General features: G+C 69.6%; 15 protein-coding genes. 6 read left to right on the forward strand and 9 right to left on the reverse strand.

What is annotated here, in order from left to right; all coding sequences use genetic code 11:
• The first annotated feature begins 144 nt into the window (after nucleotides 1-144).
• Nucleotides 145-1,470 (forward strand): glycosyltransferase family 2 protein, encoded by a 1,326-nt coding sequence (locus tag M6444_RS09850; protein WP_298326272.1) that lies wholly within the window; start codon nucleotides 145-147, stop codon nucleotides 1,468-1,470.
• Between the two features lie 18 nt (nucleotides 1,471-1,488).
• Here M6444_RS09850 and M6444_RS09855 read toward each other — a convergent pair whose 3' ends face one another.
• Both M6444_RS09855 and M6444_RS09860 read right to left on the reverse strand, forming a co-directional pair.
• Nucleotides 1,489-2,484 carry an SDR family NAD(P)-dependent oxidoreductase gene (locus M6444_RS09855; RefSeq protein WP_298326276.1) on the reverse strand — a complete coding sequence of 332 codons (996 nt, stop codon included), beginning with the start codon at nucleotides 2,482-2,484 and terminating at the stop codon, nucleotides 1,489-1,491.
• A 14-nt stretch (nucleotides 2,485-2,498) separates the two neighbouring features.
• The gene (locus M6444_RS09860) at nucleotides 2,499-3,530 is read right to left on the reverse strand and encodes an aldo/keto reductase (RefSeq protein WP_298326279.1); all 1,032 of its coding nucleotides are present in this window, start codon (nucleotides 3,528-3,530) and stop codon (nucleotides 2,499-2,501) included.
• 226 nt (nucleotides 3,531-3,756) lie between these two features.
• Between M6444_RS09860 and M6444_RS09865 the strand changes: the two genes are divergently transcribed.
• Entirely contained in the window at nucleotides 3,757-4,311 is a 555-nt protein-coding gene (locus M6444_RS09865) for a TetR/AcrR family transcriptional regulator (RefSeq protein ID WP_363326308.1), read from the forward strand.
• Between the two features lies 1 nt (nucleotide 4,312).
• Here M6444_RS09865 and M6444_RS09870 read toward each other — a convergent pair whose 3' ends face one another.
• From M6444_RS09870 to M6444_RS09880, 3 genes are all read right to left on the reverse strand, one after another.
• Nucleotides 4,313-5,431: a class I SAM-dependent methyltransferase gene (locus M6444_RS09870; RefSeq protein WP_298326285.1), complete on the reverse strand. Its 1,119-nt coding sequence runs from the start codon at nucleotides 5,429-5,431 to the stop codon at nucleotides 4,313-4,315.
• Between the two features lie 81 nt (nucleotides 5,432-5,512).
• Nucleotides 5,513-6,604, reverse strand: coding sequence for a glycosyltransferase (locus M6444_RS09875; RefSeq protein ID WP_298326286.1), 1,092 nt, complete (start codon nucleotides 6,602-6,604; stop codon nucleotides 5,513-5,515).
• 53 nt (nucleotides 6,605-6,657) lie between these two features.
• Complete coding sequence (locus tag M6444_RS09880; protein WP_298326289.1) at nucleotides 6,658-7,920, reverse strand: nucleotide sugar dehydrogenase; 1,263 nt, start codon at nucleotides 7,918-7,920, stop codon at nucleotides 6,658-6,660.
• A gap of 304 nt (nucleotides 7,921-8,224) precedes the next feature.
• On the opposite strand from M6444_RS09880, the gene M6444_RS09885 reads away from it, so the two are divergent.
• Nucleotides 8,225-10,315, forward strand: coding sequence for an acyltransferase family protein (locus tag M6444_RS09885; RefSeq protein WP_298326291.1), 2,091 nt, complete (start codon nucleotides 8,225-8,227; stop codon nucleotides 10,313-10,315).
• On the opposite strand, the gene M6444_RS09890 is transcribed toward M6444_RS09885, so the two are convergent.
• Nucleotides 10,258-10,881 carry a hypothetical protein gene (locus M6444_RS09890; protein WP_298326293.1) on the reverse strand — a complete coding sequence of 208 codons (624 nt, stop codon included), beginning with the start codon at nucleotides 10,879-10,881 and terminating at the stop codon, nucleotides 10,258-10,260. The two genes, M6444_RS09885 and M6444_RS09890, sit on opposite strands and share 58 nt — an antisense overlap.
• 154 nt (nucleotides 10,882-11,035) lie before the next feature.
• On the opposite strand from M6444_RS09890, the gene M6444_RS09895 reads away from it, so the two are divergent.
• Complete coding sequence (locus tag M6444_RS09895) at nucleotides 11,036-12,280, forward strand: class I SAM-dependent methyltransferase (RefSeq protein WP_298326295.1); 1,245 nt, start codon at nucleotides 11,036-11,038, stop codon at nucleotides 12,278-12,280.
• Here M6444_RS09895 and M6444_RS09900 read toward each other — a convergent pair.
• Nucleotides 12,265-13,683, reverse strand: coding sequence for a glycosyltransferase family 2 protein (locus M6444_RS09900; RefSeq protein WP_298326297.1), 1,419 nt, complete (start codon nucleotides 13,681-13,683; stop codon nucleotides 12,265-12,267). The genes M6444_RS09895 and M6444_RS09900 overlap by 16 nt on opposite strands.
• Nucleotides 13,684-13,849: 166 nt before the next feature.
• Between M6444_RS09900 and M6444_RS09905 the strand changes: the two genes are divergently transcribed.
• Nucleotides 13,850-15,739, forward strand: coding sequence for a hypothetical protein (locus M6444_RS09905; protein WP_298326299.1), 1,890 nt, complete (start codon nucleotides 13,850-13,852; stop codon nucleotides 15,737-15,739).
• A gap of 325 nt (nucleotides 15,740-16,064) precedes the next feature.
• Here the strand turns inward: M6444_RS09905 and M6444_RS09910 are convergent, their stop codons facing one another.
• Complete coding sequence (locus M6444_RS09910; RefSeq protein ID WP_298326302.1) at nucleotides 16,065-18,185, reverse strand: FG-GAP-like repeat-containing protein; 2,121 nt, start codon at nucleotides 18,183-18,185, stop codon at nucleotides 16,065-16,067.
• Nucleotides 18,186-18,376: 191 nt separating this feature from the next.
• On the opposite strand from M6444_RS09910, the gene M6444_RS09915 reads away from it, so the two are divergent.
• On the forward strand, nucleotides 18,377-19,420 hold the full coding sequence (locus M6444_RS09915; RefSeq protein ID WP_298326304.1) for a class I SAM-dependent methyltransferase: 1,044 nt from the start codon (nucleotides 18,377-18,379) through the stop codon (nucleotides 19,418-19,420).
• Here the strand turns inward: M6444_RS09915 and M6444_RS09920 are convergent.
• Nucleotides 19,356-21,938: a glycosyltransferase gene (locus M6444_RS09920; RefSeq protein ID WP_298326306.1), complete on the reverse strand. Its 2,583-nt coding sequence runs from the start codon at nucleotides 21,936-21,938 to the stop codon at nucleotides 19,356-19,358. The genes M6444_RS09915 and M6444_RS09920 overlap by 65 nt on opposite strands.
• Between the last annotated feature and the right edge of the window lie 82 nt (nucleotides 21,939-22,020).

Here is a 22,020-nt window from a genome sequence, read left to right on the forward strand (position 1 = left end):
CGAGCGCGTCACACTCTAAGCGAAGCATGCAGCCAACGTTCGTAGGAGTCCCACATGCGTCCTTCGGCGCTGAGTCCTGTACCGGTGCCTCGGCAGGACTGGCCTAGTCGCAAACCGCCGGAGCTGGGCAGCTGGACGCCGACCATGTCGGTCACGGTGGTCCTGCCGGCCAAGGACTGTCAGGACGAGCTCGACCGCACGCTGGCGGCGCTGTCCGAGCAGAGCTATCCGGACCAGCTGCTCGACGTCGTGGTCGTCGACGACAACTCCAGTGAGCCACTGCGACTGCAGGCCGCGCACCCGGCCAACACCCGGATCCTGCGCCTGGACGACGGCGGCGGGCACGGCTCCGGCCGGGCCCGCCATGCCGGCGCCCAGGCCGCCGAGGGCGACATCATCGTGTTCCTCGACGCCGACATCATGGCCACGCGGACGCACGTCGAGGCGCATGCGCGCTGGCACCACACCGTGGCCGACGCCGTCGTGCTGGGCTGGAAGAAATTCGTCGACGTCGACGGCATCGGCCCCGCCGACGTGCGCACCGCCACCCGCGACGACAGCTTCGACCAGCTCCTGGCCGGTCGCAAGATCACCCGGCACGTGTGGGTCGAGGATTTCATCGACGAAGCCGACCAGCTGACGAAATTCGCGGACGACACGTTCATCGCCGTCGTGGGCGCGAGCGTGTCGACCACCCGCGAGCTGTACGCCGAGAGCGGCGGGTTCGCCACCTTCGGCCTGCGCGGCATCGTCGACACCGAGTTCGGTTACCGGATCTTCACCGCTGGCGGGGTCATCGTGCCGGAACCGGCGGCGCAGAGTTACCACCAGGGACGTAAGCGCAACCTCTCCGTTCGTGGTGATGACATCAAGCGGGAACGTTCGGGGCTCGCCGCCAACCATCTGCCGATCTCGCTGTTCCGCCCGTCGAACGTGGGGCGGATGTGGGCCGTGCCGTCGGTGCACGCCGTCGTCGACGCCCACGAAGCCTCGCCGGAGCAGGTCCAGCTCAGCGTCGACAACATTCTCGCCTCCGGCTGGACCGACCTCGTCGTGACGATCTCGCCCAGCGCCGACCTGCCGAAGTGGCTGCGTGACTACTTCGCTGCCGACGCGCGGGTGCGCCTGGCCGAGCAGCCGGTGACCACCGGGTTCCCGTCGCCGCTGTCGTTCATCGTTCCTGCCGGTGTGGCTGTCGAGAGCAACACCCTTCAGGCCATGGTGGACGCGGTCGAGCAGCATGCGGTGGGCGTGGTCCGGGCGACGGTGCCCGGTGAGGCGGGCCCGACGGTCGAGCTGTGGGCCACTCGGGCGCTGCACCGGGCCCGGCGGCATGACGAGGGCGGCCTCGACGCCGCCGCGCGGCGGCTGTTCGGTGAGCACTGGCTCGACGGTGGCGAGGTCGGGGTGCGCCGCGCGGTGGTCGACGTGACCAAGCAGGGCATGCTCGTCGACGCCGGGCGCCAGTGACGCCCTCGGCCCGGTTGATCACCAGGTGCTGCGCTGGCCGAGCATGTGCTCGCTCAATGTCCACAGCCGCCGGGCCGAGGCCGGGTCGATGGCGTGCGACATGATCTCGGCCGGCGGTTCCACTGCTGACATCGGTCTGGGCTCGTCGTCCAACGGCGAGATGTCGTTGTCCTTGAGGTAGACACCGCCGATGTCGGCGAGCCACGGACTCGCCGCCGCGAAGACGATGGTGCTGGCGCCTTGCTGCGGCGTCTTCTTCCCGTGTTCGGGGTCGATGATCGGCGCACCGGAATCGTCGACCAACCCCATGGCGCGAAGCGCGTTCTCGCCGCTGGAGCCGTTGAGCGCGGTGCCGACGACGACCCCGGGGTGCACGGCGTAACCGCGGATGCCGTGCTCGGCGCCTCGCCGGTCCAGCTCGACAGCGTGCAGCACGTTCGCGAGCTTCGACTGGGCATACGCGACATGAGCGTCGTACTCGCGGTGGCTGAAGTGCGGATCGTCCCAGTCGATCCGGCCGAACCGTTGCGCGCCGGACGACACGTTGACCACGCGGGCACCGTTCGCGGCACGAAGCGCCGGCCACAGCGCCAGGGTCAGCTGGAAGTGGCCGAGATGATTGGTGGCGAACTGTACCTCGTAGCCGCGGGCGTCGTGGACGAGTTCGGGCGGTCCGGGCAGGCCAGCAGAGTTGATCAGCATGTGCAGGGCTCGGTCACCGTCGAGCCACTCGGCGGCGAAGTGGTCGATCGACGCAGGATCGAGCAGGTCGAGTCGGCGAACCTCGACCGGCACGGTGCTAGTCGGCCACAGTTCGGCCTGATCAGGATCACGGGCACCGACGGTGACCCGGGCGCCGGCGGCGGCCAGTGCCCGGGTCACCTCCCGCCCGATCCCCCTGTGCCCGCCGGTGACGACGGCGTTCGTACCGGTCAGGTCGATTCCGGCGAGGACGTCGTCGGCCGTCGCCGCGGCGGTGATCCCGGTTCCGAGCGGGTGCTGCAGGTGGGACATCGGGTTCCTTGTCTTCAGGCGGCGGCGGGTTCCTGGTCGCTGCGGCGGCGCAGACTCGGCGTCTGCAAGGCAGGGGGCAGGTAGGCCTGGTCGAGCCGGCCGCCGACGTCGGTACCCGGCGGGACGATCTCGTCGATGCGGTCGAGAACGTCGTCGGACAGGGTGACGTCGATACCGGCGAGCAGGTCGTCGAGCTGTTCCATCGTGCGCGCCCCGAGCAGCGCGGTGCTCACGCCCGGATGCGCGGTCACGAAGGCCATGGCCAGATGGGTCAACGGCAGTCCGGCTTCGGCGGCCAGCGGAATGAGCTGTTCGACGGCGTCGAGACGTTGCTCGTTGCGGAACACGGTGAAGAACGGCATGCCCGCGCGCAACAGGTCGGTCTGCTGGCCCTTGCGCACGCGGCCGGTCAGCATGCCCTGACCCAGCGGGCCCCAGACCAACGTGCCGATCCCGTAGCGCTGTGCCAGCGGCAGGACCTCGGTCTCGATGCTGCGATTGAGGATGGAGTAGGGCGGTTGCTCGGTGTGGAACCGTTCCAGGCCGCGCCGCTCGGCGACCCACTGTGCTTCGACGAGGTCCGAGGCCGGCATCGTGGACGTGCCGATGGCGCGGACCTTGCCACTGCGCACCAGGTCGGTGAGCGCGGACAGGGTCTCTTCGATGGCCGTGTCGGGATCGGGGCGTTGCAGCTGGTAGAGGTCGATGTAGTCGGTCTGCAGGCGGCGCAGCGAATTCTCGACCTCGGTCATGATCCAGCGGCGGGAACCACCTCGATGGTTGACTTCTTCACCCATCGGCAGGCCCACCTTGGTGGCGAGCACGACGCTGTCTCGCCGCCCGACCAGCGCCTTGCCGACCACCTCTTCGGAGGCGCCTTGACCGTAGGCGTCGGCGGTGTCGATGAGGTTGATCCCGGCGTCCAGCGCCTTGTGGATGATCTTGATGGAGTCTTCGTGATCCGGATTGCCGACGCCGAGCATCAAGGCGCCGAGCGCGTAGCGGCTGACCTTGATGCCGGTGCGGCCGAGGGTGCGGTACTGCATGTCGTTCTCCCGTTCCAAGGGCGAAGGGGTGGGTAGGTGGCGAGCGCCGGGACCCGGGCCGTATGCTTCGAAGACGAAGCGGAACGCTCTTCCGGTAAGAATACGGAAAGGCGTTCCGGTTAGCAAGTGAGGGAGGATCGTGAACGACAGCGCTGCCCCCACGGGCGCCGGCTCCACCCGTTCCGCGGCCCCGGCCGCGGCGACGTCTCCCGGACCGGGCCGGCGGTTGCGCGCCGACGCACAGCGCAACGTCGACGCGCTGCTCGACGCGGCGAAGACCGCCTTCGCCGACTCCGGCGTGGATGCTCCCGCGAAACAGATCGCGGACCTCGCGGAGGTGGGCGTCGGAACGCTGTACCGGCATTTCCCGAAACGCTCGGACCTGATCGTGGCGGTGTTCCAGCGCGAGGTCGACGCGTGTGCCGCTGCGGCCCCGGAACTGGCCGCGGCGCATCCGATCGAGGTCGCGATCGAGAAGTGGCTGGAGCGCTACACCGAGTACCTCGCGACCAAGCGAGGGCTCGCCGCCGCGCTGCACTCCGGCGACCCGGCCTACGACGAACTGCCTGGCTACTTCCTGCAGCGGCTCGGGCCCGCGCTCGAGTCGCTACTCGAGCCGGCCAGGGCTGCGGGCCAGATCCGCCGCGACATCAGCGCCCAGGACCTGCTCTACGCCGTCGCGCTGCTGTGCATCCCGGTGCCGGGCGAAGGCGTGGAGTACAGCAGCCGAATGGTCAATCTCCTGGTGGACGGACTGCGCTGTGGTGCGCAATCCGCATGACTCACGACTCCTCGGCGGCGGCGCTGCGGGTGGCGGTGAGCAGCCGAGTACGCCCGAGCTTGCCGCCGTCGCGCAACGTCACCCCGGACACCGTCTCGTTCAGCCAGTCGGCCCCGATGCGCGCCTCGGCGTCGCGGTGAATGTCGTCGAGGGCCACCACGGCGCCTTCGGACAGCGCCCGAGCGAGCAGCGGATAGGCGGGGTATCGCGACCGCGGGCCGACCGAGCCGGGCGGGCCGTCGACGAACAGCAGGTCGATGCCCTCGAGGTCGTCCCACTGCTTGCGGCTGTACCAGTCGTATGATTCTTCGCCGAGCGTGAACGGCTCCAGCGGTGCGATGCGGACCTCGGCGAACGAGCTCAGATCGTGCCGTGCGAGGGCTTCGCGAGTCAGCTCGGCGTAGCGCTCGTCGTGTTCGAGTGCGACCACCCGCCCGTGCCCGGCGCGCCGGCAGGCGAACGACAGCCACACCGTGGAAGCGCCGCTGCCACATTCGACGATGAGCCCGTCGTCGGGGAGCTCCATGGCCAGCGATGTCAGGCGGAGGATGGTCTGTGGTGATGCGGCGAACCCACCCAGCACCGGCACCTCGCCCTGCGGATCGAAGATCGCGTACAGGTTGGCCAGTGCGGACAGCTCGGACAGTTGCGTCTCGGAGTTGATCCACGCTTCCCGGAACCCGGCGGCGAGGTCCTTGTTCACCTTGCGGAGCTGATCGGTCACTTCACTGCGCAACTGCCCGATGCTGTTGACGAGTTCGTCGTGGCGAACCGCGGCGTCGAGGCGCTGGGCGCCGATGATCGCGCCGAGGCGGCCACCGCTGGGATCCGCCTGGGCCTTCTTGATGGCGCCGACGGTGGCGGAGGTCTCCCGCGCGACGGATTCGACCTTGTTGAGCCGGGCTTCGATCGAGCGGGCGCGATGCTCGGCCGAGCGGGCGATGAAGCTCACCACCACCAGGCCGACCAGGGCCAGGCCGAGCAGGCCGGCCAGCGCGGCCGACGTCACCCGGGTCTCGTCGACGAGAGTCCACACCGCGACGACGCCGGCGACGAACGCGCCGAGCATGCCGAGTGCGGGCCAACGAGAACCGAGGAACGAGCGTACGGCGCGTAACATCGAGGTCTCCGTCGTCGTGCGGGCTTGGTTCACCGAACTCTAGCTGTCCGGCCCGGTGCAGCGTACGCCCTCGGTCGTGGGTCACGACGAGGCGATGGCGATCTTTTCGAGGGTCTCGACGAAGACGCCGGCATCGGTGCGCCAACTGTAGTACTCGATCGCTGCCGTGCGGCCGGCGGTTGCCAGGCGACGTTGCTCCGCCGGATCGGCCGCGAGCGCCCGGATCGCCTCGGCCGCAGCGTCGACGTCACCGAACGGCACGGTCGAACCGCAGTGGTGCCGACGCACGATCTCAGCCGAACTGGGATTCGGGGTCGTGATGACGGGCACGCCGTGCGCCATGTACTCGACGATCTTGGTCGGCAGAGAATGGGCATAGTTCGGCTGATCGTGCAGCAGGCTGAGCCCGGCCAGCGCGGAGGGCAGCATGGCCAGCGCGGCGTCGTTGGGCACGAAGCCGTGCCAGTGCACGATCCCGGCGTGGTGGGCATCCTCGACGGCGTCGGCGCAGTCACGATCAGCCGGGCCGACCAGATGCACGGCGACGCCCGGGGCGAGCCGGCGGCCCAGCTCGATCATCTCGAGCGCGCCTCGTGCCCGGGTGAGCCGGCCGATGTAGATCACCCGGTCGTCCCGGGCCCCGATCGGCTCCGGGATCCGCTCCGGCACGACGACGCTGTTGCGCACGATCGGATGCGGGCGGGTGAACCGCTCGGCGTAGGACTCCTCGGCCAGGATCAACGGCATCCGGCGCTCGGCCATCCGTTCGATCGCACGGATCAGCATGACCGCAGCCGGGCGGGCCGGGCGCGGTAGCCATGCCTTCATCTGCAAAGCGGCGGCGGTGTCCTCATGCACGTCCCACACCAGGCCGGGCACGCTCAGCCCGGCGGTGGTCAGCACCAGTTCGGGGTCGTGCAGCAGGACGACGTCGAACTCGCGCCCGCGGCGTTTGAGCAGGCGCCGCACCGCGCGCGCGGCAGCCAGGCGATTCAGTCCCTGTGCCCGGGGAAGGTCCACGGTGCGCAGGTCGTCGTCGCGCGGGCGTTCGTACGCGCTGAACGGGGCGGCGAAGGTGATGTGGTGCCCGGCGTCCATCAGGGCGCGGATCTGTCGATGCCGGATCCGCGCGTCCTGCGGGTCGTGCACCACCGTGACGACAAGGACGTTCATGGCGACCTAGCCGTCCGGAACCATCCGGGAAAGCCGCCGATGAGCGCGGATGCTCACATGAGCTCCACCGTCTCCGACTTCGGCGTGATGCCCCTGGTGTCGAACACCCGCGCGGCGCTCTTTGCGATGAGCTCGCCGTCGTACTCGTCGTGGCCTTGCAGCACCACCACGAGGTCGGCCCGGCCCAGCGCGGTTTCGAGATCGGGCTCGCGCGTCAGCACGGCGTCGTCGATGTTCCACGTTTCGACGCGCGGGTCGTGGAACTGGACGTTCGCGCCGAAGCCCCGCAGTCGCTTGGCGATCGGGACCGCCGGCGATTCGCGCTGGTCGGCGATGTTCGGCTTGTACGTCACACCGAGCAGGAGCACCGTCGAGCCGTTGAGCGCCTTGCCGTCGATGTTGAGCAAATTCTGCACGCGCTGGGTCACGTAGGCCGGCATCGTGGAGTTGATCTCTTGAGCCAGCTCCACGAAGCGGAACGGGTACCCCAGCCGAAGTCGGACGTTGTGGCTCAGGTAGTTGGGGTCGATGGGGATGCAGTGCCCGCCGACGCCCGGGCCGGGGTAGAAGGCCTGGAAGCCGAACGGCTTCGTCGCGGCGAGGCGGATGACGTCCCACAGGTCGATGCCGAGGTCGTGGCAGAACCGGGCCATCTCGTTGACCAGGGCGATGTTGACGTGCCGGTAGGTGTTCTCCAGCAGCTTCGCGGTCTCGGCCTCGCGGGTGCCCCGGGCTTCGACGACGGTGTCGACGATGCGGCGGTAGAAAGCGGCGGCACGCTCGGTGCACTCGGGGGTGTGCCCGCCGACGACCTTCGGCGTGTTGCGCATGCCGTAGTTGCGGTTGCCGGGGTCGATGCGCTCGGGCGAATACGCGAGATGGAAATCGCGCCCGGCGACCAGGCCGGACTCCTCGAGCGCAGGGCGGACCAGCTCGTCGGTGGTGCCCGGGTACGTCGTGGACTCGAGCACGACGAGAACGCCCGGCGACAGGTGACGCGCCACCGTGGCCACCGCAGCCTGCACCGCGGCGAGGTCGGGGCCGCCGTCGTCGGAGAGCGGGGTCGGCACACAGATGACGATCGTGTCGACGTCGTCGAGGTCGGACTCGTCGACCGTGGCTCGGAAGCCCGCGGCGAGCATGGCCGCAATGTCGTCGTCGGTCAGGTCGTCGATGTGCGAACGTCCTGCGTTCAGGCCATCGACGACGGCGTTGCTCACGTCGAAGCCGAGGACGGACAAGCCGGCGCGACTGGCTTCCTGGGCCACCGGGAGGCCGACATAGCCCAGCCCGATCACCGCGAGGTCTGCGGACACTGATTCATCTCCGACTGCTATTTGATGTGCACGGCCATGATCGGCGGCAACGTTGGGACGCCGGGATGAGTTCCCGATCGCGTTCGCCGCGAAACCCACACCCACGTCGTGCGGCCCCGCCGACCGGCCGCACCCGGACTCGAATGGCACGGCTGATCGATGATACATCCACATCGACCGCCTGGCCGTACGAAGTCTGGCACACTCGCGGAGGCGTTGCCGAAGCCGGGGCGACCGCATGAGGTGCGGGACTCGGCGTCGTCAACGGGCACTAGTGCCGGAGCGAACGTGGTGGAGGACGTGGATGACATCGGTCGTCGGGGTGTCGCGCCCGCAGAAAACGGCGGACTCCGGGGCCGAAGCCACCCGATTCCGTCCGGACATCGAGGGCCTGCGAGCCGTCGCGGTGCTGCTCGTGCTCGCCTACCATGCCGGCATCCCGCAGGTCAGCGGCGGTTTTATCGGGGTCGACGTCTTCTTCGTCATCTCCGGGTTCCTCATCACCGGCCTGTTGGTCCGTGAAGTCCAGACGACTGGCCGGGTGAGCCTGCGGCGCTTCTACGCCCGTCGCGCCCGCCGGCTCTTGCCGGCCACGGCCGTCGTGCTCCTCGCGACGTCGGTGCTCACGATCGTCTTCCTGCCACCGCTGCGGTGGGCGCAGGTCGCGTGGGACATCGTGACCAGTGCGGTGTACGTGGTCAACTGGCGGCTGGCCGCCGACGCGGTGGACTACCTGGCCGCCGAGAACGCCGCGAGCCCGGTCCAGCATTTCTGGTCGCTGGCCGTCGAAGAACAGTTCTACCTGCTCTGGCCGTTGCTGATCATCGCGCTGGCGTGGTGGCAACGGCGCAGTGGCCGCTCGTTGCGGTGGATCATGCTGGCCGGCCTCGCCGCCATCGCCGTGCCGTCGCTGCTGTACTCGGTCTACCTGACCGGCGCGGAGCCGGGCCGGGCGTACTTCGTGTCCACCACCCGGGCCTGGGAACTCGCCGTCGGCGCGGCGCTGGCGATCGCCGCCCCCCGCCTCGCCCGGCTGCCGCGGACGGTGTGCGTACCGGCCGCCTGGGCCGGCCTGGTGGCGATCGCGGTGGCGGCGCTGAGTTACGACGCCTCGACGGCCTTTCCCGGCTACACCGCCCTGCTGCCCACCCTCGGCGCCGCGGCCGTCATCGCCGCCGGGGTCGGACCGGCGGGCTCGGCCGGGGCCGGCGCGATGCTGGGTGTCGCGCCGATGCGCTGGGTGGGTGCGTTGTCGTACTCGATCTATCTGTGGCACTGGCCGCTGCTGATCGCGGCGACGGCGGCGTGGGGGGAGCTGTCGGTGACCAGGGGCGTCGCCGTGGCGGCGGCGTCGGTGGTGCCGGCCTGGCTGACGTTCAAGCTCGTGGAGCGTCCCATTCACCACGCGCCTGCCCTGGCCGCCCGGCCCGGTCGCGCACTGGGCGTAGGAGCGCTGGCCACCGCCGTGGGCCTGATCGCAGCGATCGTTCCCACGGCGTTCACACCCGACTACGACGTGGACGGTGACGCACCCGGTGCGGCCGTGCTCGGGGACCAGCCGGCCTCGGACCCCGACGGCGTGCCCGTCGACGAGGTCACGGCCATCACCCCGGACCCGTTGCAGGCGCGCGACGACAACGCCGACGTCTACGGCGACGGCTGTCATCAGAACCAGCAGGACGCCGAGGTGTTGTCGTGCACCTACGGCGACGTCGACTCCGACTACGTGGTCGCCTTGGTCGGCGACTCACATGCGGCCCAATGGCAGCCCACGCTGGACGAGATCGGGCGCCGTCAGGGCTGGCGCGTGCAGACGTACACCAAGTCGTCGTGCGGCTTCTTCTCCGTCGACGTGTCGACCGCCGACGACACCGCCTACACCTCGTGCTCGGAGTGGAACGACGCACTGCTGGAGCAGTTGACCGGTAACCAGCGCCCGGACGTGGTCGTCACCTCGGGTAGCAACAACTACCGCGTGCTCGTCGATGGCGAACCCGTCGACGATGCCGACAACAGGGACCGATTCGCCGCCGGGATGGCCGACAGCTGGCAGGCCGTCGTGGAATCAGGCGCGCACCTGGTGGTGCTGCACAACACCCCGTGGCTGGACCTCGACGTCCCCGAATGCGTCTCGGAACACCCGGATCAACTGACCGAATGTGCAGCGGACCGGGCCTCGGCGATGGAGGCCGCCGGCGACGTACAGCTGGCCGCTGCCGAGCGGGTGCCTGGAGCTCAGCTGGTCGACCTCAACCGGTACGTGTGCCCGGCCGATCAGTGCGCCGCGGTGATCGGCAACGTCATCGTCTGGCGCGACCCGCACCACCTCACCGCGACCTACGCGCGCACCCTGGCCTCACGGTTGGACGAGGAGCTCGCCCCGCTGGTCGGCTGAGGGTCGGTGTCGGCGTCCGGGCTGGGGTTGTGGCGGATGCCGAACTCGGCGATCGCGGCGTCGAGGTCGCCTTCGGCGCCGATACGGTGCCAGAACTCCGGGAACTGTTCCTCGGCGCGCTCGAGGTCGATGGTCATGGAGTACGGCACCGTGGCCAGGAACGCCTCGATGTTGGTGCGCACGGTGTCGACGTAGAACCGGCAGATCTCGAGGCGTTCGTCCTCGCCGGTGCGTTGGCGCGGCACGGGCAGCATCGCCTGGCCGAACGCACCCACGATGTTCGCCCGCCCGCGGTCCCAGCGGCGCAGGAAGCTTTGCGCGACCTGTTCGGGATCACGGCGCAGGTGCACGTACAGGGGATCGGGGCCGAACGCGCGGCGTAGGCCGCCCAGGAACCACGACAGCCGGTTGTCCGCCTCGATGTGCCGGTCGGGATAGGCGAACCGCGCTGGGCCGTACTCGCGCGCCAGACTCTCGTGACCGGCCGTGTAGTTGTCGATGTGCCGGCATGCTTCGATGAACGTCACCGAGCCGCATCGTCCCGTGCACAACACGAACGCGCGCATGTGGTTCCTTCACTCCTCGCCGAGATTTCCAGTATGAGCCGGTTGGCGGCCCCAGGGTGCCGGGCCAGTGGGTAGTGCCCACTCAGGCTGTCACGAGAAACGGTAGTCTCACGCCGACGCGGACGAAGGAAGGTTGGGCGGATTCGTGTTGGGCATGACGAACCGGCAGCTCGCGACCAGTGCGGTCGCGGCCGCGGTCGGCGTACTGGTGGCGGTGGCGGGTGTGGCCGGGCGGACGGATCTCGCGGTCGGGGGCCTCGGGCTCCTGCTCGCGGGCGTTCTCGTCATGCTCATCGACATCCGGCGACGACAGGGCGACATCGCTCGCCGGGTGCGCCAGGTCGCCCGGCGCCAGGCTCTGGACAGCAAGCGGATCGGCTGGCTGCGTTCGATGCCGAAGAACGTCAAGAAGGAAGTCAAGACGGCGCTACGGCCCGCCGTGACCTCGCTCGGTGACACCGTCGACCGAGCGGTCGGGCACATCCAGGCCGCCGGTGACGGCGTGTCCGCCGGGCTCGCCCAGGAACGCCTGGCCGCCGCGGAGCGCCACGTCCGGCTGACCGACGACCTCGGCGCGCTGGCTGCCGGCGTGAGCGACGTCCGCGCCGACCTCGGCGGCGTACGGACCGGCGTCGATGACGTGCGCGCCGACCTCGACGGCGTACGCGCCGGGATCACCGAGGCCAAGGACGGCATCGTCGCGCGGATCGACGAATCCGACCAAGACGACAAGCGACGCCAGGTGAGCCTGCGTGGACAGGTGTCCAAGCTCGCTTACGAGCCAGTGCGCCAGATCCAGGCCCTGCTGCAACTCGTGAACCGCTACGACGCGCGGGCCCCGCTACCTCCGACCGGTGGCTGGGCCATGGAGCCGTCGACCATCCTGCACCTGGTCCGGATGGTCGAGCAGACCCGGCCCGGGCTGATCGTCGAATGCGGCAGCGGCGCGTCGTCGGTCTGGCTGGCCTACGCCGCGGAGGCATACGGCGGCCGCCTGGTGTCACTGGAGCACGACGAGCGCTTCGCCGAACAGACCCGTCAGCTGCTCCACGAGCACGGGCTCACGGCGAACACCGACGTACGGTCCGCGCCATTGACCGAGCTCAAGCTCGGGCAGGAGACCTTCCAGTGGTACGACACGGCCGCCGTGGGCGAACTCGACGGCATCGGGCTGCTCCTCGTCGACGGCCCGCCGCGAGCCAGCGGGCCCCGCGCACGATACCCAGCGGTGCCCGTCCTGGGGCCGAAGCTGTCCGTCGGGGCCCGGGTCGTGATCGACGACGTCGACCGCACCGAGGAGCAGGAGGCGGCCGAGGCGTGGCTGGCGGAGTTCCCGGGTCTGGAGCGTGAAGGCAGTTCGGCCGATCGGTCGGCGACGCTGATCTACCGGCCGGCGTGAAACCGGCCGTTCTTGAAGTGCCGGTCCGAAGCGCCTGAGCGGGTGTCGATCCCGAAATCCGAGCCAGCCACCCACGCCTCGCCGAACAGGTCACGCGCCGACTGACGCATGCCGTCTTCGCCGGCGTGCCGGCGCACCCTGGTCAGGGCCCGGGTGGCCCACAGCTCCACCACCGAGTCCAGGCCGGTCACGCTCACGCTCAGCAGCCCGGCCGACCAGCTGCGCAGCCGCTCCATCAGCCCGCGCAGCGCCGTGGCGTCCAGCCGCGCGCCGATCGGGACGACCATCGTCGCCGGGCTCGGGAAGCCGGAGTCCGGAGCCTTCTCGACCAGCCGGACTCGCCCGTCGGCCTGCCAGTAGTCCTCATAGAGGTCCGCGTCCGGGTTGTCCGGGTCGACCACCACGCTCACGACGAGGTCGTCGAAGTCGTTGGCCAGCACGTCGTCGACGGTGTAGCGCACGGTCAGGAACGCTGCGTCGCTCGGCGGCACGATGACGTGCAGGTACGGCACCGCCCACTGGCGGCCGCCGATCGGGGTGCGGTAACGCGGATTGGCGATGTGATTGGCGATCAACGGAGCGCGGCGCTGAGCGATTTCCGAGCCTCTGGTGGCGAACGAACGCTGCCCTTGATGAAGGCTACGGGCCTGCCGATCGGGAATGATGATTCCGCCGCCGGTAAAACACCGATAACCGAACTCGGTATCGACGATACCGCGGCGCGGGAAATGGGCGAATCCGCCGACTTCTTCGTAAAGGCGACGACTCGTCGACACACTCGCACCGACAACAGCGCGCCAGAGATCTTCGCGATCGGTCGCCAGATCGTCGGTCCGGTCGAGCATTTGCTCGATCCAACTGTGCGGTTCGCGTGGGCGGCCCGCGAACAGGGCGTCGAGTTCGTCGTCCCGGACGGCGTCGTGCACCTGCTCCGCGGTGACTCCGCTGACGTCGATGAAATCCCTGAAGCCGAGGACGACCGCGTCGCTGGTGACCTCGTGCCAGCGCGCGTGCGCCTCGACATGGTGCCGATCGGCGATGATGTCGGCGTCGAGAAACAGCACGACGTCGCCGTGCGCCTGGCGAGCACCGACGTCGCGAGCGTGGCCGGAGCCGTGCCCACCGCCGTCCACCCTGATCAGCTCGGTCTTGTTCGGACGCAGCTCGGGCAATTCCAGGGCCGGTTCGGACCGGTCGTCCACCACGATGACGTCGAGCAGCTCGCTCGGGTGGCTCTGCGCAACGAGGGCCGCCAGGGCGAGATCGAGTTCGGGCTGACAGCCGTGGGCAGGGATGACCACGGTGACCGACACCGGGGCGTCGGCGTGGGTGCCGAGCGCTCTGGGGCGCAGGCTGCGCCAGTCGTTGCGCGCCGCGGTGAATCGGTGTCCGGTCGTGCTCATGAGCTCTCCCTGTCTTCGTGACCGGTGCCAGACTCTAGCGACAACACTCGGGTATCGTTCGACGGACTCCGAGAGGCGGGATTGCTGGGCCGTGGGTGTACTGGGATTACTCGTTGCCGATGACGATGAACTTGTTCGTGAGGCGCGCGGCCGCGAATGCGACACCGTGATCGATATCTCCGAAATCATCCACGGTGAAGTCAAGGAAGACTCCAGCACGTCGTGGGAGAAGATCCTCGTCGTCGCCGAGTCGGTGACGTTGTTGCGGGCGGTTCTGCCGTGCCTGAGCAGTATGACGAGCCGCTCGAGGCGGTTCGATCTCGTCGTGGGCGGGCAGCCGCGACCCGCGGCTCTCCGGCTGCCGGCTGGGCCTGTCGGGCTGCGCTCGATCAACTCCGCCGATCGCCGGGCCTTCAAGCACCCCCAGCCCCACGTCCGCCTCACCGTCGAGTTCAAAGGCCACCTGCCGATCGGTGACGCGCTCGCGGCGTTCCTGTCCGGCGGGACGTCGGCGTTCCGCCGGCCCGCCGGCGGGCTGCGCGTGGGGTTCGCCCACAGTGCGGCGAAGGCGATGCCGTGGGCCTGCGGCGACCCGGCAGCGCGGCAGCTCCTCGGCGAGCGCCCCGCGCTCGAGTCCGGCCAGCCGAGCCCGGTGGATCTCGTCGTGGCCGCGGAGCCGGCGAAGCGGAGGACCGGCTCGGTGCCCGTGCTCGACGTCATCGGAGCGCACCATCGGCCCTCCTGGACCGACCTCCTGTACGCCTCAGGTGCCGACATCGAGACCTTCATCACCCGCTCTCGTAGCGACAGCCTGGTCCCGCCGGTGGACACTGACGTCCTGAACCCGGTGGGTTTTCTCAACGAGCCCGAACGCGGCGCCGCCTGGCTGAGCCCGGTCGAACGCCGCACGTCGCGAGGACTCGCCTTCACCGACCAGTCCGGCCGGGCCAGCCCGTCGTTCGACGATTTCGCCGGCCTGAGCGAGCGGGTGGTCGAGTACGTCCGTAACTACCGGGTCGTGCATGACGACCCCCGCCTGCACCGCGGGCCGGTCGAGCACGCCGCGTTCTTGGCGCAGGCCGCGTGCGCGGCGCTGCCGGTGATCAGCCAGGACCTCAACCCGACGGTGCGGCGGCTGCTGGGCCCGGAGCTGGCCACGGCCTTCGCCTCGACGTCGGAACACGACCTCGCCGACGACCTCGTGCGCGAGGCGTACTGCATGTCCATTCGCCGGGCCGCGTTCGCCCGGCACGGTGCGCGGCAGCGATGGCGCGCCATCGCCGACAGCCTCGGGCTGCCCGGTGGTCCGCCCCCTGCTCCCACGGTGTCGGTGATCATGGCGACGCGGCGGCCGGAACTGCTCGCGAGCATCGCCGAGCAGATCGGTGGGCAAGACTGGCCGCACGTGGAACTCGTCGTCGGGTTGCACGGCGTCTCCGCAGAACACCCGAAGGTGCAGTGGATGCGGGAGACGTATGCAGGACCGCTGGTGATCACCGAGATTCCGGCCTCGCGTTCGTTCGGTGAGACGTTGAACGACCTGTGCGGCGTCGCCTCCGGCCAGTTACTGGCGAAAATGGACGACGACGACTGGTACAGCGCCCACCACATCACCGACCTCGTGCACGCTGCGGAGTTCTCCCGCGCGGACCTCGTGGGCGCGGGTGCGGAATTCATGTACTTCGAAGCGCTCGACCTCACCGTCCGCCGCCACCGTTCCAGCGGAAACCGCTACGCGAACCGGGTGCCTGGGGCGTCGATGCTGATCTCCGCGGAGACGTTGCGCGCGATCGGCGGCTGGGCGCCGATCCCTCGTGGCCTCGACACCGCGCTGGCTCGTGCCGTCACCGACTCCGGCGGGGCGATCTACCGCTCGCACGGCCTCGGCATCGTGGTGCGGCGCTCGGCGGGTGGGCACACCTGGGATCCGGGCGTGGAATACTTCGTCCGCGGTGACGTGCAGCAATGGGCGGGCTTCGCGCCCGCGCCGGGCATCATCGGCGTCGGCCCGGCCCAGCGTTCGGTGCCGAAGAGCTGGTTCGAGCTGCAGGGCTGAGCGGGTGAGGGCACGGCTGACTCCTGGCCGGCCCGTGGTCTGGGCGTCCGTCTGGTCGTGGCGTGTTGCCTGGTCGCGTGCGGTTGCCTTGGTCGTGAGGGCCGCTGTGTGAAGACTGCTGCCGGTCCTGGCGGGTCGTGACGGTTGTCGTGTGGTGAGGTGCCGGTCTTGGCCGGGTCGTGACGGTTGTCGTGTGGTGAGGTGCCGGTCCTGGCCGGTCGTGAAGATCGTCGTGCCAGGATGTGCGCGGTATGGCGGCATTTTGCACCACGACGATCGTCACGACCGCACGACGTCGAGCATCGTCATGGCCAACCAGCCCACCTCACGGCTGCGTCAATGACCGCGAGGGCGCGCAACGCACGCGGAAGCCGTCCCCGGTGCTGACGTGGTGGCGCCATTGCGTCGGTCCGTCGCTGCCACACCGGCCGACGTAGGCGATGTCGCTTCGGCCGTCGGCGTTGGCGTCGTGGACGCGCAGGCCGAAGTGCGAGGTGAGGTCACCGGCGAAGTAGGTGTCGCCACCCCAGTCGTGTGCTTCGAACTCGTGGCCGTCGGACAGGTGGACCCGGAAGCACGATGTGGCTTTCGACCCGCACACCCCCAGGTACGCGACGTCGTCGCGCCCGTCTGCGTCGTAGTCGCCGACCAAGAGCTCGTGCATGACCACGTCGTCGGACCAGCGCGCGTCGTCGCCGGCGTCGTGGGGGACGAACGACTCGCCGGTGCTGGTGTGTACGCGCCAGCATGCTCGCCGGTCTCCGCAGTAGCCGCGTGAGACGAGGTCGTCGAGACCGTCGCCGTCGAAGTCGCCGACGGCGAAGCCGAACGTCGTCGTCTCGTGGCTGGCGTAGACGCCGTGACCCCAGTCGGTCGCGTCGGCGAACGACGAACCGGTGCTGCGATGCATGCGCCAGCAGGCCCGGCCGTCCCCGCACTGGCCGGAGTAGGTGAGGTCGTCCAAGCCGTCGCCGTCGAAGTCGCCGACGAGCACGCCGTACTCCTCGGTCCGGGTGGAGGTGTAGACGCCGGACCCCCAATCCTCGGTCACGAAGCCGTCGCCGTCGCTCAGGTGCGCGCGCCAGTAGCCGGGTTCACCGTCGGGCTCGACGTAGTGGACGAAGTCCTCGGCGCCGTCGCCGTTGAAGTCGCCGCGATGGACGCCGGCCAGCGGTCGTGCCCACTCGCGCGGCACGGTGCACCCGAGTCGGCGGATACCCTTGCCTGCCCCTCCGGACAAGTCGTTCACCTCGGCGTTCGGGTTGTCCTCCACGCAGAACTCCGGGCCGTGGGCCTGCGAGATCCGGATCGTTCCACCGGCGGTGAAGGTGTTCTCGGCGATGTATACGCCACGTTCGTACAGGCCGTCGCCGGTGAAATTCCGCCAGAAACTGATCCCGCAGTACGCTCCGCGGCATTGCGCGTCGTCGAGCAGGTTGATCGTGTTCCCTCGGATCACCAGGCGTTTGAGGTGGTTCGGCATCCCCTGGCTGTCGTAGACGTAGGTGAGGATGCCCGAGGTCGACAGCGTGTTGTCCAGGACGAACGTGTTCTGCTGGTTGCGCAGTTTGATCGAGCCGCCGGCGGCGCTGGTGTCCCAGCCGTCGGCGCGATTGCCGACGACGAACATACGGTCGGTGCCCCAGGAGTACAGGCCGTGATCTTGGCAACCGTCGCATTCGCCGGACAACTCCGCCGACGGTGTGCGCCGCCACACGTTGCCGTCGACGACGGTCTCCCGGCTGCCCTCGGACCGCTGTTCGTCGTAGCCGGAGATGTTGATGGCGGTGCGGAAGTGCCCGTACGGCACCCCGGGCTCCAGATCGGCCGTGGTGCCGAAGTACGAGTCCTTGATGACGGTGAGGTCGGTCAGGCGCGCGATGATTCCCCGGCCGCCGTGCCCCGCGCCGCGGAGGAACTCGCACGAGTCGACGGTGACGCCGGTGGTGTAGGTCAGGCGCAGATACGGCTCGGACCACTCGTCACTCTCGATGCCGCCGCGAAAGCGGCAGTCCACGAACGTGATGTCGGCGTGGCGTTGCTGCCGGGTGCCGTTGAGCTCGACGCTGACGTTGTCGAAAGTGAGGCCCCTGATGGTCACGTCGTGCACGTCCGCCTTCGGCGGATGAGAGAGGACGAGGCCGCCGCTGTCGCGGGCACGCAGGGTGGCCTCGGTGCCCTCGTAGTTCACGCCGGCGCGGAACTGGAAGGGCCGGTCGAGTTCGTACACGCCGGGCGGAAAGACCACCGTGTCGCCAGGGTCGGCGGCGGCGATGGCCGCCTTGATGGCCGGGGTGTCGGATTCGTGCCCGGGCCGGCGGTAGTCCGTCACGTCGACCACGGAGCGTTCGGTCAGCCGGGCGTGACCGGCCGGAGCGGAGGTGTACTCGGTGACCAGCGCGATGCCGGCGACCACGAGAAGCCCGGTCAGCACGAACAGTGACACTGCCGCCGTCCTCGGCCGCAACCGGCACCTCCTCGCACCCGGTGGACGCCCGGCGCCCACCGGTCGGTCAGGGTACCAATCCGGCGAAGGCGCCGATCGCGGCGACGAAGCGAACCCCCGTCCTGTGCCGTCTCGCCGTCGGTGCCGGCACACCGGTAAAGTCTCCGCAGTCCTCGTCCAAGGGGAAGCCGATGATGGGAGGCTCACGGGTGGGCACGATGCGCCGGACGCTGGAGCGGGTCGCCGCGGTCATGGGGGAGACGCGACGGCAGTATGTCCTCGCCTCCGCAAGCGTCATCGCCGGGGCCGGGGTGGTGGTCGTGGCGCTGGTCGCTGATGGGCGACTGGCCCGTGCCGGGCTGGCGTTGCTGTTGCTGGCGATCCTGGTGACCCTGCTCGACCTGCGGCGCCGGATCGGCAACATCGGACGCTGGGTCAAGCGCGGCACGCCGGAGCGCTCGCGCGCAGACGGCCGCATCGGCTCGGGCGGCCCGGACTCCGGTCGCCGGGTCGACGCGATGACGCGGCGGGTGATGGCCGCCATCGAGTCCGGCCGGCTCGAAGCAATCGAACGCCACGACGAGACTCTGCTCGCGCTACGCGCGGTGAGCCGGGCGACGCCGTCGGCCGCGGAGCTCGTCGCGCCCGACCGGCCCGGCCGGCTGGCCGGTCAGCCCGGTGGCCTGCTCGACTTGACCGACCTGGTCCAGCGGGCGAGGCCTGACGTCGTCGTCAGCGTCGGCAGTGGGCCGGCCAGCGTGTGGATCGGTTACGCGCTGCGACGCTCTGGCGGCGGGCGGCTGATCGCGCTCGAGCACGACGAGGCCGTCGCCGCGCAGACCACCGCTGCCGTCGGTGCCCACGAGCTGGACCGGTACGTCGACGTGCGCGCTGCGGTGTGGACCGACGTCGATGCCGGGGACCAGCAGGTGGCGTGGTACGACCCCAGCGTGCTCGACGATCTGGCGCGCATCGACGTGCTCATCGTCGACGCGCGGCGCGGCCCGGACGGCAGCGACGTGCGTGAATCGGCGTTTCCCGTCCTCGCCGAGCGGTTGGCCGAGGGCGCGTTGATCGTGGTCGACCCGGGGGAGTCCGAGCAGCCCTCAGACCGGATCGTCGACGGCTGGCGGGCCCGCGTCGACGGCCTCGAGACTGCCGGGGCGACGGTCAGCGCGGCGTCGGTACTGCGGTGGCGGCCCGCGGCGGACGCGCCGGCACTGGGGAGCCGATGATCCGGCGCACCAGGGCGGCATAGGCCGCGTGGCTGAAGTTGCGGCGAACGAAGTCGTAGCCGCGCTTGACCTGCTCGCGGTACAGGTCGGGGTCCTTGTAATACCGCCGGATCGTGTCCTGCACCTGCGCGCTGTCGCAGTAGACCGCGGCCTCGCCGAACAGTTCCTCGAAATGCGGCGGCAGGATGGCGACACAGCCGGTGGCGATCGCCTCGAGGATGGTCCGCCCGAAGGCTTCTTGCCACTGCGGATGGTGGAAGTAGACGAAGAAGTCGAGCTGGAACAGGAACAGCCGGGCGGGGATCTCGCCGTAGTCGTAGGACAACCACTGCGCCGGTAGGGAGGGACTCCCGGTGACGCGGCGCACCGTGTGCTTGCCGCCCATGATCCGCACGTCGAACTCGTCGTGCACCGGGTAGACGTCGAAGAGCACGTCGGGGTCGGCCGGCCACTTCATCGCCGTGTCGCGGCTGAGCCGGCCGATCACCGGCCGGTCGCTGCGGAACCGCGTGCGCGGCGTGGCCCACTCGTCGAGCTCGAGAATGCCGGGCATGTCGTAGTCGGCGAGTCGCTCGGGCGCCACCAGGTCCACCAGGGCCCGGCGCACGATCGGGCCCTGCGGCACCCAGGTGGGATCGACACCGAACAGCTCGCGCATGTTCTGCTCGCACACTGGCACGATGTAGCGCACGTCGGTGCCGTCGAGCTCCGAGGGCGCCTGGTTGGCCAGGATGATCGCTTGAGTGACGTCGATGCGCGTCGGCGTGGACGGGACGAACTGCAGAATCGGTGGATAGCGCACCACCAGCAGGGACACGCTCGCCCCTTGGTCGAGCTGGACGAGGTCGACGACGCCTTCGGCGACCAGGTCGAGCAGTGGCTCGCACAGGGGATCCGAGCGCGTCGTCATGAAGCGGAACGCCTCCATGTGCGCGACTCCGACCCGCATCCCGCGTGCGCTCAGCGCGCGGATCTCCTCGATCATCGACCGTTGCGGCCCGCCGTACCGGCGCCACTCGCTGAGGAAGACGACGTCGTAGTGCTGGGAACGCTCGGCCCGCCCGGGAATGGCGTGGTCGAACCGGGCCGGAGCCTGAATCGGCCGGTGCCGGACGTCGGCCGGCACGTAGGCCTGGGCTTCGCCGCGCGAGATCTTCTCGTGCCAGTGGCTGTAGGCGTTCTGGTAGGCCGCCCGGGCCGGATGATGCCAGCCGAAGCTGAAGTCCGCCCGCGACAACGACGCCTCGCCCATCCGGACCAGCGCGAGCGGTTCGGCCACGTCGACGCAGGCTTCCGGGCCGGCCAGCATCAGCCGGCGGTGGTACTCGGTGTCGGCGCCCTTGCGCACGGAGTCGAAATAGCCGACCGTCTCCAGCGCTTGCAGGCGGCGGAACATCAACGACGACGCGTTGGCGCGGCTGGGTTCGTAACCTGGTCGGTTGAACACGAGGTTCTCGCTCACCCGGACCGACAGGCTGCGGGTGGCGATGACACCGGGATCGTCGAGCATGGGCTCGAGTTGGCGTTCCAGGCGACGCGGATGTGACCAGTCGTCGGAGTCCTGGAAGGTGACGAACGTGCCATTGGCGGCGTCCAGGCCGGTGTTGCGAGCCAGGTACGTGCCGCCGTTGACCTCCTGGCGGATCACCCGGACTCGCGGGTCCAGCTCGGCGCAGGCGCGCAGGATCGGTTCGTAGTCGGCCGGTGAGGCGTCGTCGACGACGATCAGCTCGAGGTGGCGCCAGCTCTGGTCGAGGATGGACCGAGCCGAGGTCAGTAGACCCGCGTCCGGGCAGTACGAGGTCAAGATCACCGTGACGAGCGGACCGTCGGTCACCACCGCGTCGGTGTGGCACTCGAGCCGGTCGAAGGGGAAGTCATCGCCGGCGCGCAGCCCGACCGGTTCGAGCCCGGCCGTGGTGAAGACCTGGTTGAACGCCGTCAGCCACCGTCGCTCGCGGCCGCCGTCGTCGCCGGCGAACGGGTTGAGCAGGTCGGCGCGTAGGTGATGGACCGTGTGCTCGTTCAGCCGCCGTAGCCGCGGCAACAGCCGGCGAAGCCGGTCGTGGGCGCCGGTCTCATACAACAGTTCGGCGTAGGTGCGCTGGAACACCGCGGTGAACGGCTCGAGGCCGAAATGGTGATGGACCGCACTGAGCAGCAGCACGGCCAAGTCGCGATCGTCCGGCTCCAGATTCTGGAAGGCCATGACCCGGGCCAGCCGGATCGTCCACTCCGCGTCGAGCGCCGGGAGATCGGGCCGGCCGCGCCCGCCGCGAGCCAAGTGCGCGCGCAACGTCGTCACCAGGTCGCCGTAGGTGGCCGCCCCGTTCGTGCTCGCGCGGGCGAGCAGATACCGGGCGGCGTGACTCTTGGTGCGCAACGCCGTGCGTTCGAGGGCCGCCGAGCCGCGGTGGCGGGCGATGACCAGATAGTCATCGAGCAGCTGATCCATCTGAACGCCCCAGTCGGGGCTGGACTGCAACGTCGGCCACCTCTCCGCGACACTGTCGGGCATCGGTGTTCCTCGACTCCTCGGCGGCAGGGGGCTTGCGGTGAGCGTGCTCGTACTTCTGTGACCGGCGCATAATCTAGCGCTT

Source organism: Haloactinopolyspora sp. (genome assembly GCF_027324685.1).
Taxonomy (GTDB): Bacteria; Actinomycetota; Actinomycetes; order Jiangellales; family Jiangellaceae; genus Haloactinopolyspora.

Excerpts from the sequence above, each read along its gene's own strand:
- M6444_RS09850 (WP_298326272.1), top strand. The coding sequence starts at position 145 with ATGTCGGTCACGGTGGTCCTGCCGGCCAAGGACTGTCAGGACGAGCTC.
- M6444_RS09855 (WP_298326276.1), bottom strand. The coding sequence starts at position 2,484 with ATGTCCCACCTGCAGCACCCGCTCGGAACCGGGATCACCGCCGCGGCG.
- M6444_RS09860 (WP_298326279.1), bottom strand. The coding sequence starts at position 3,530 with ATGCAGTACCGCACCCTCGGCCGCACCGGCATCAAGGTCAGCCGCTAC.
- M6444_RS09870 (WP_298326285.1), bottom strand. The coding sequence starts at position 5,431 with ATGTTACGCGCCGTACGCTCGTTCCTCGGTTCTCGTTGGCCCGCACTC.
- M6444_RS09875 (WP_298326286.1), bottom strand. The coding sequence starts at position 6,604 with ATGAACGTCCTTGTCGTCACGGTGGTGCACGACCCGCAGGACGCGCGG.
- M6444_RS09885 (WP_298326291.1), top strand. The coding sequence starts at position 8,225 with ATGACATCGGTCGTCGGGGTGTCGCGCCCGCAGAAAACGGCGGACTCC.
- M6444_RS09890 (WP_298326293.1), bottom strand. The coding sequence starts at position 10,881 with ATGCGCGCGTTCGTGTTGTGCACGGGACGATGCGGCTCGGTGACGTTC.
- M6444_RS09895 (WP_298326295.1), top strand. The coding sequence starts at position 11,036 with ATGACGAACCGGCAGCTCGCGACCAGTGCGGTCGCGGCCGCGGTCGGC.
- M6444_RS09900 (WP_298326297.1), bottom strand. The coding sequence starts at position 13,683 with ATGAGCACGACCGGACACCGATTCACCGCGGCGCGCAACGACTGGCGC.
- M6444_RS09915 (WP_298326304.1), top strand. The coding sequence starts at position 18,377 with ATGATGGGAGGCTCACGGGTGGGCACGATGCGCCGGACGCTGGAGCGG.
- M6444_RS09920 (WP_298326306.1), bottom strand. The coding sequence starts at position 21,938 with ATGCCCGACAGTGTCGCGGAGAGGTGGCCGACGTTGCAGTCCAGCCCC.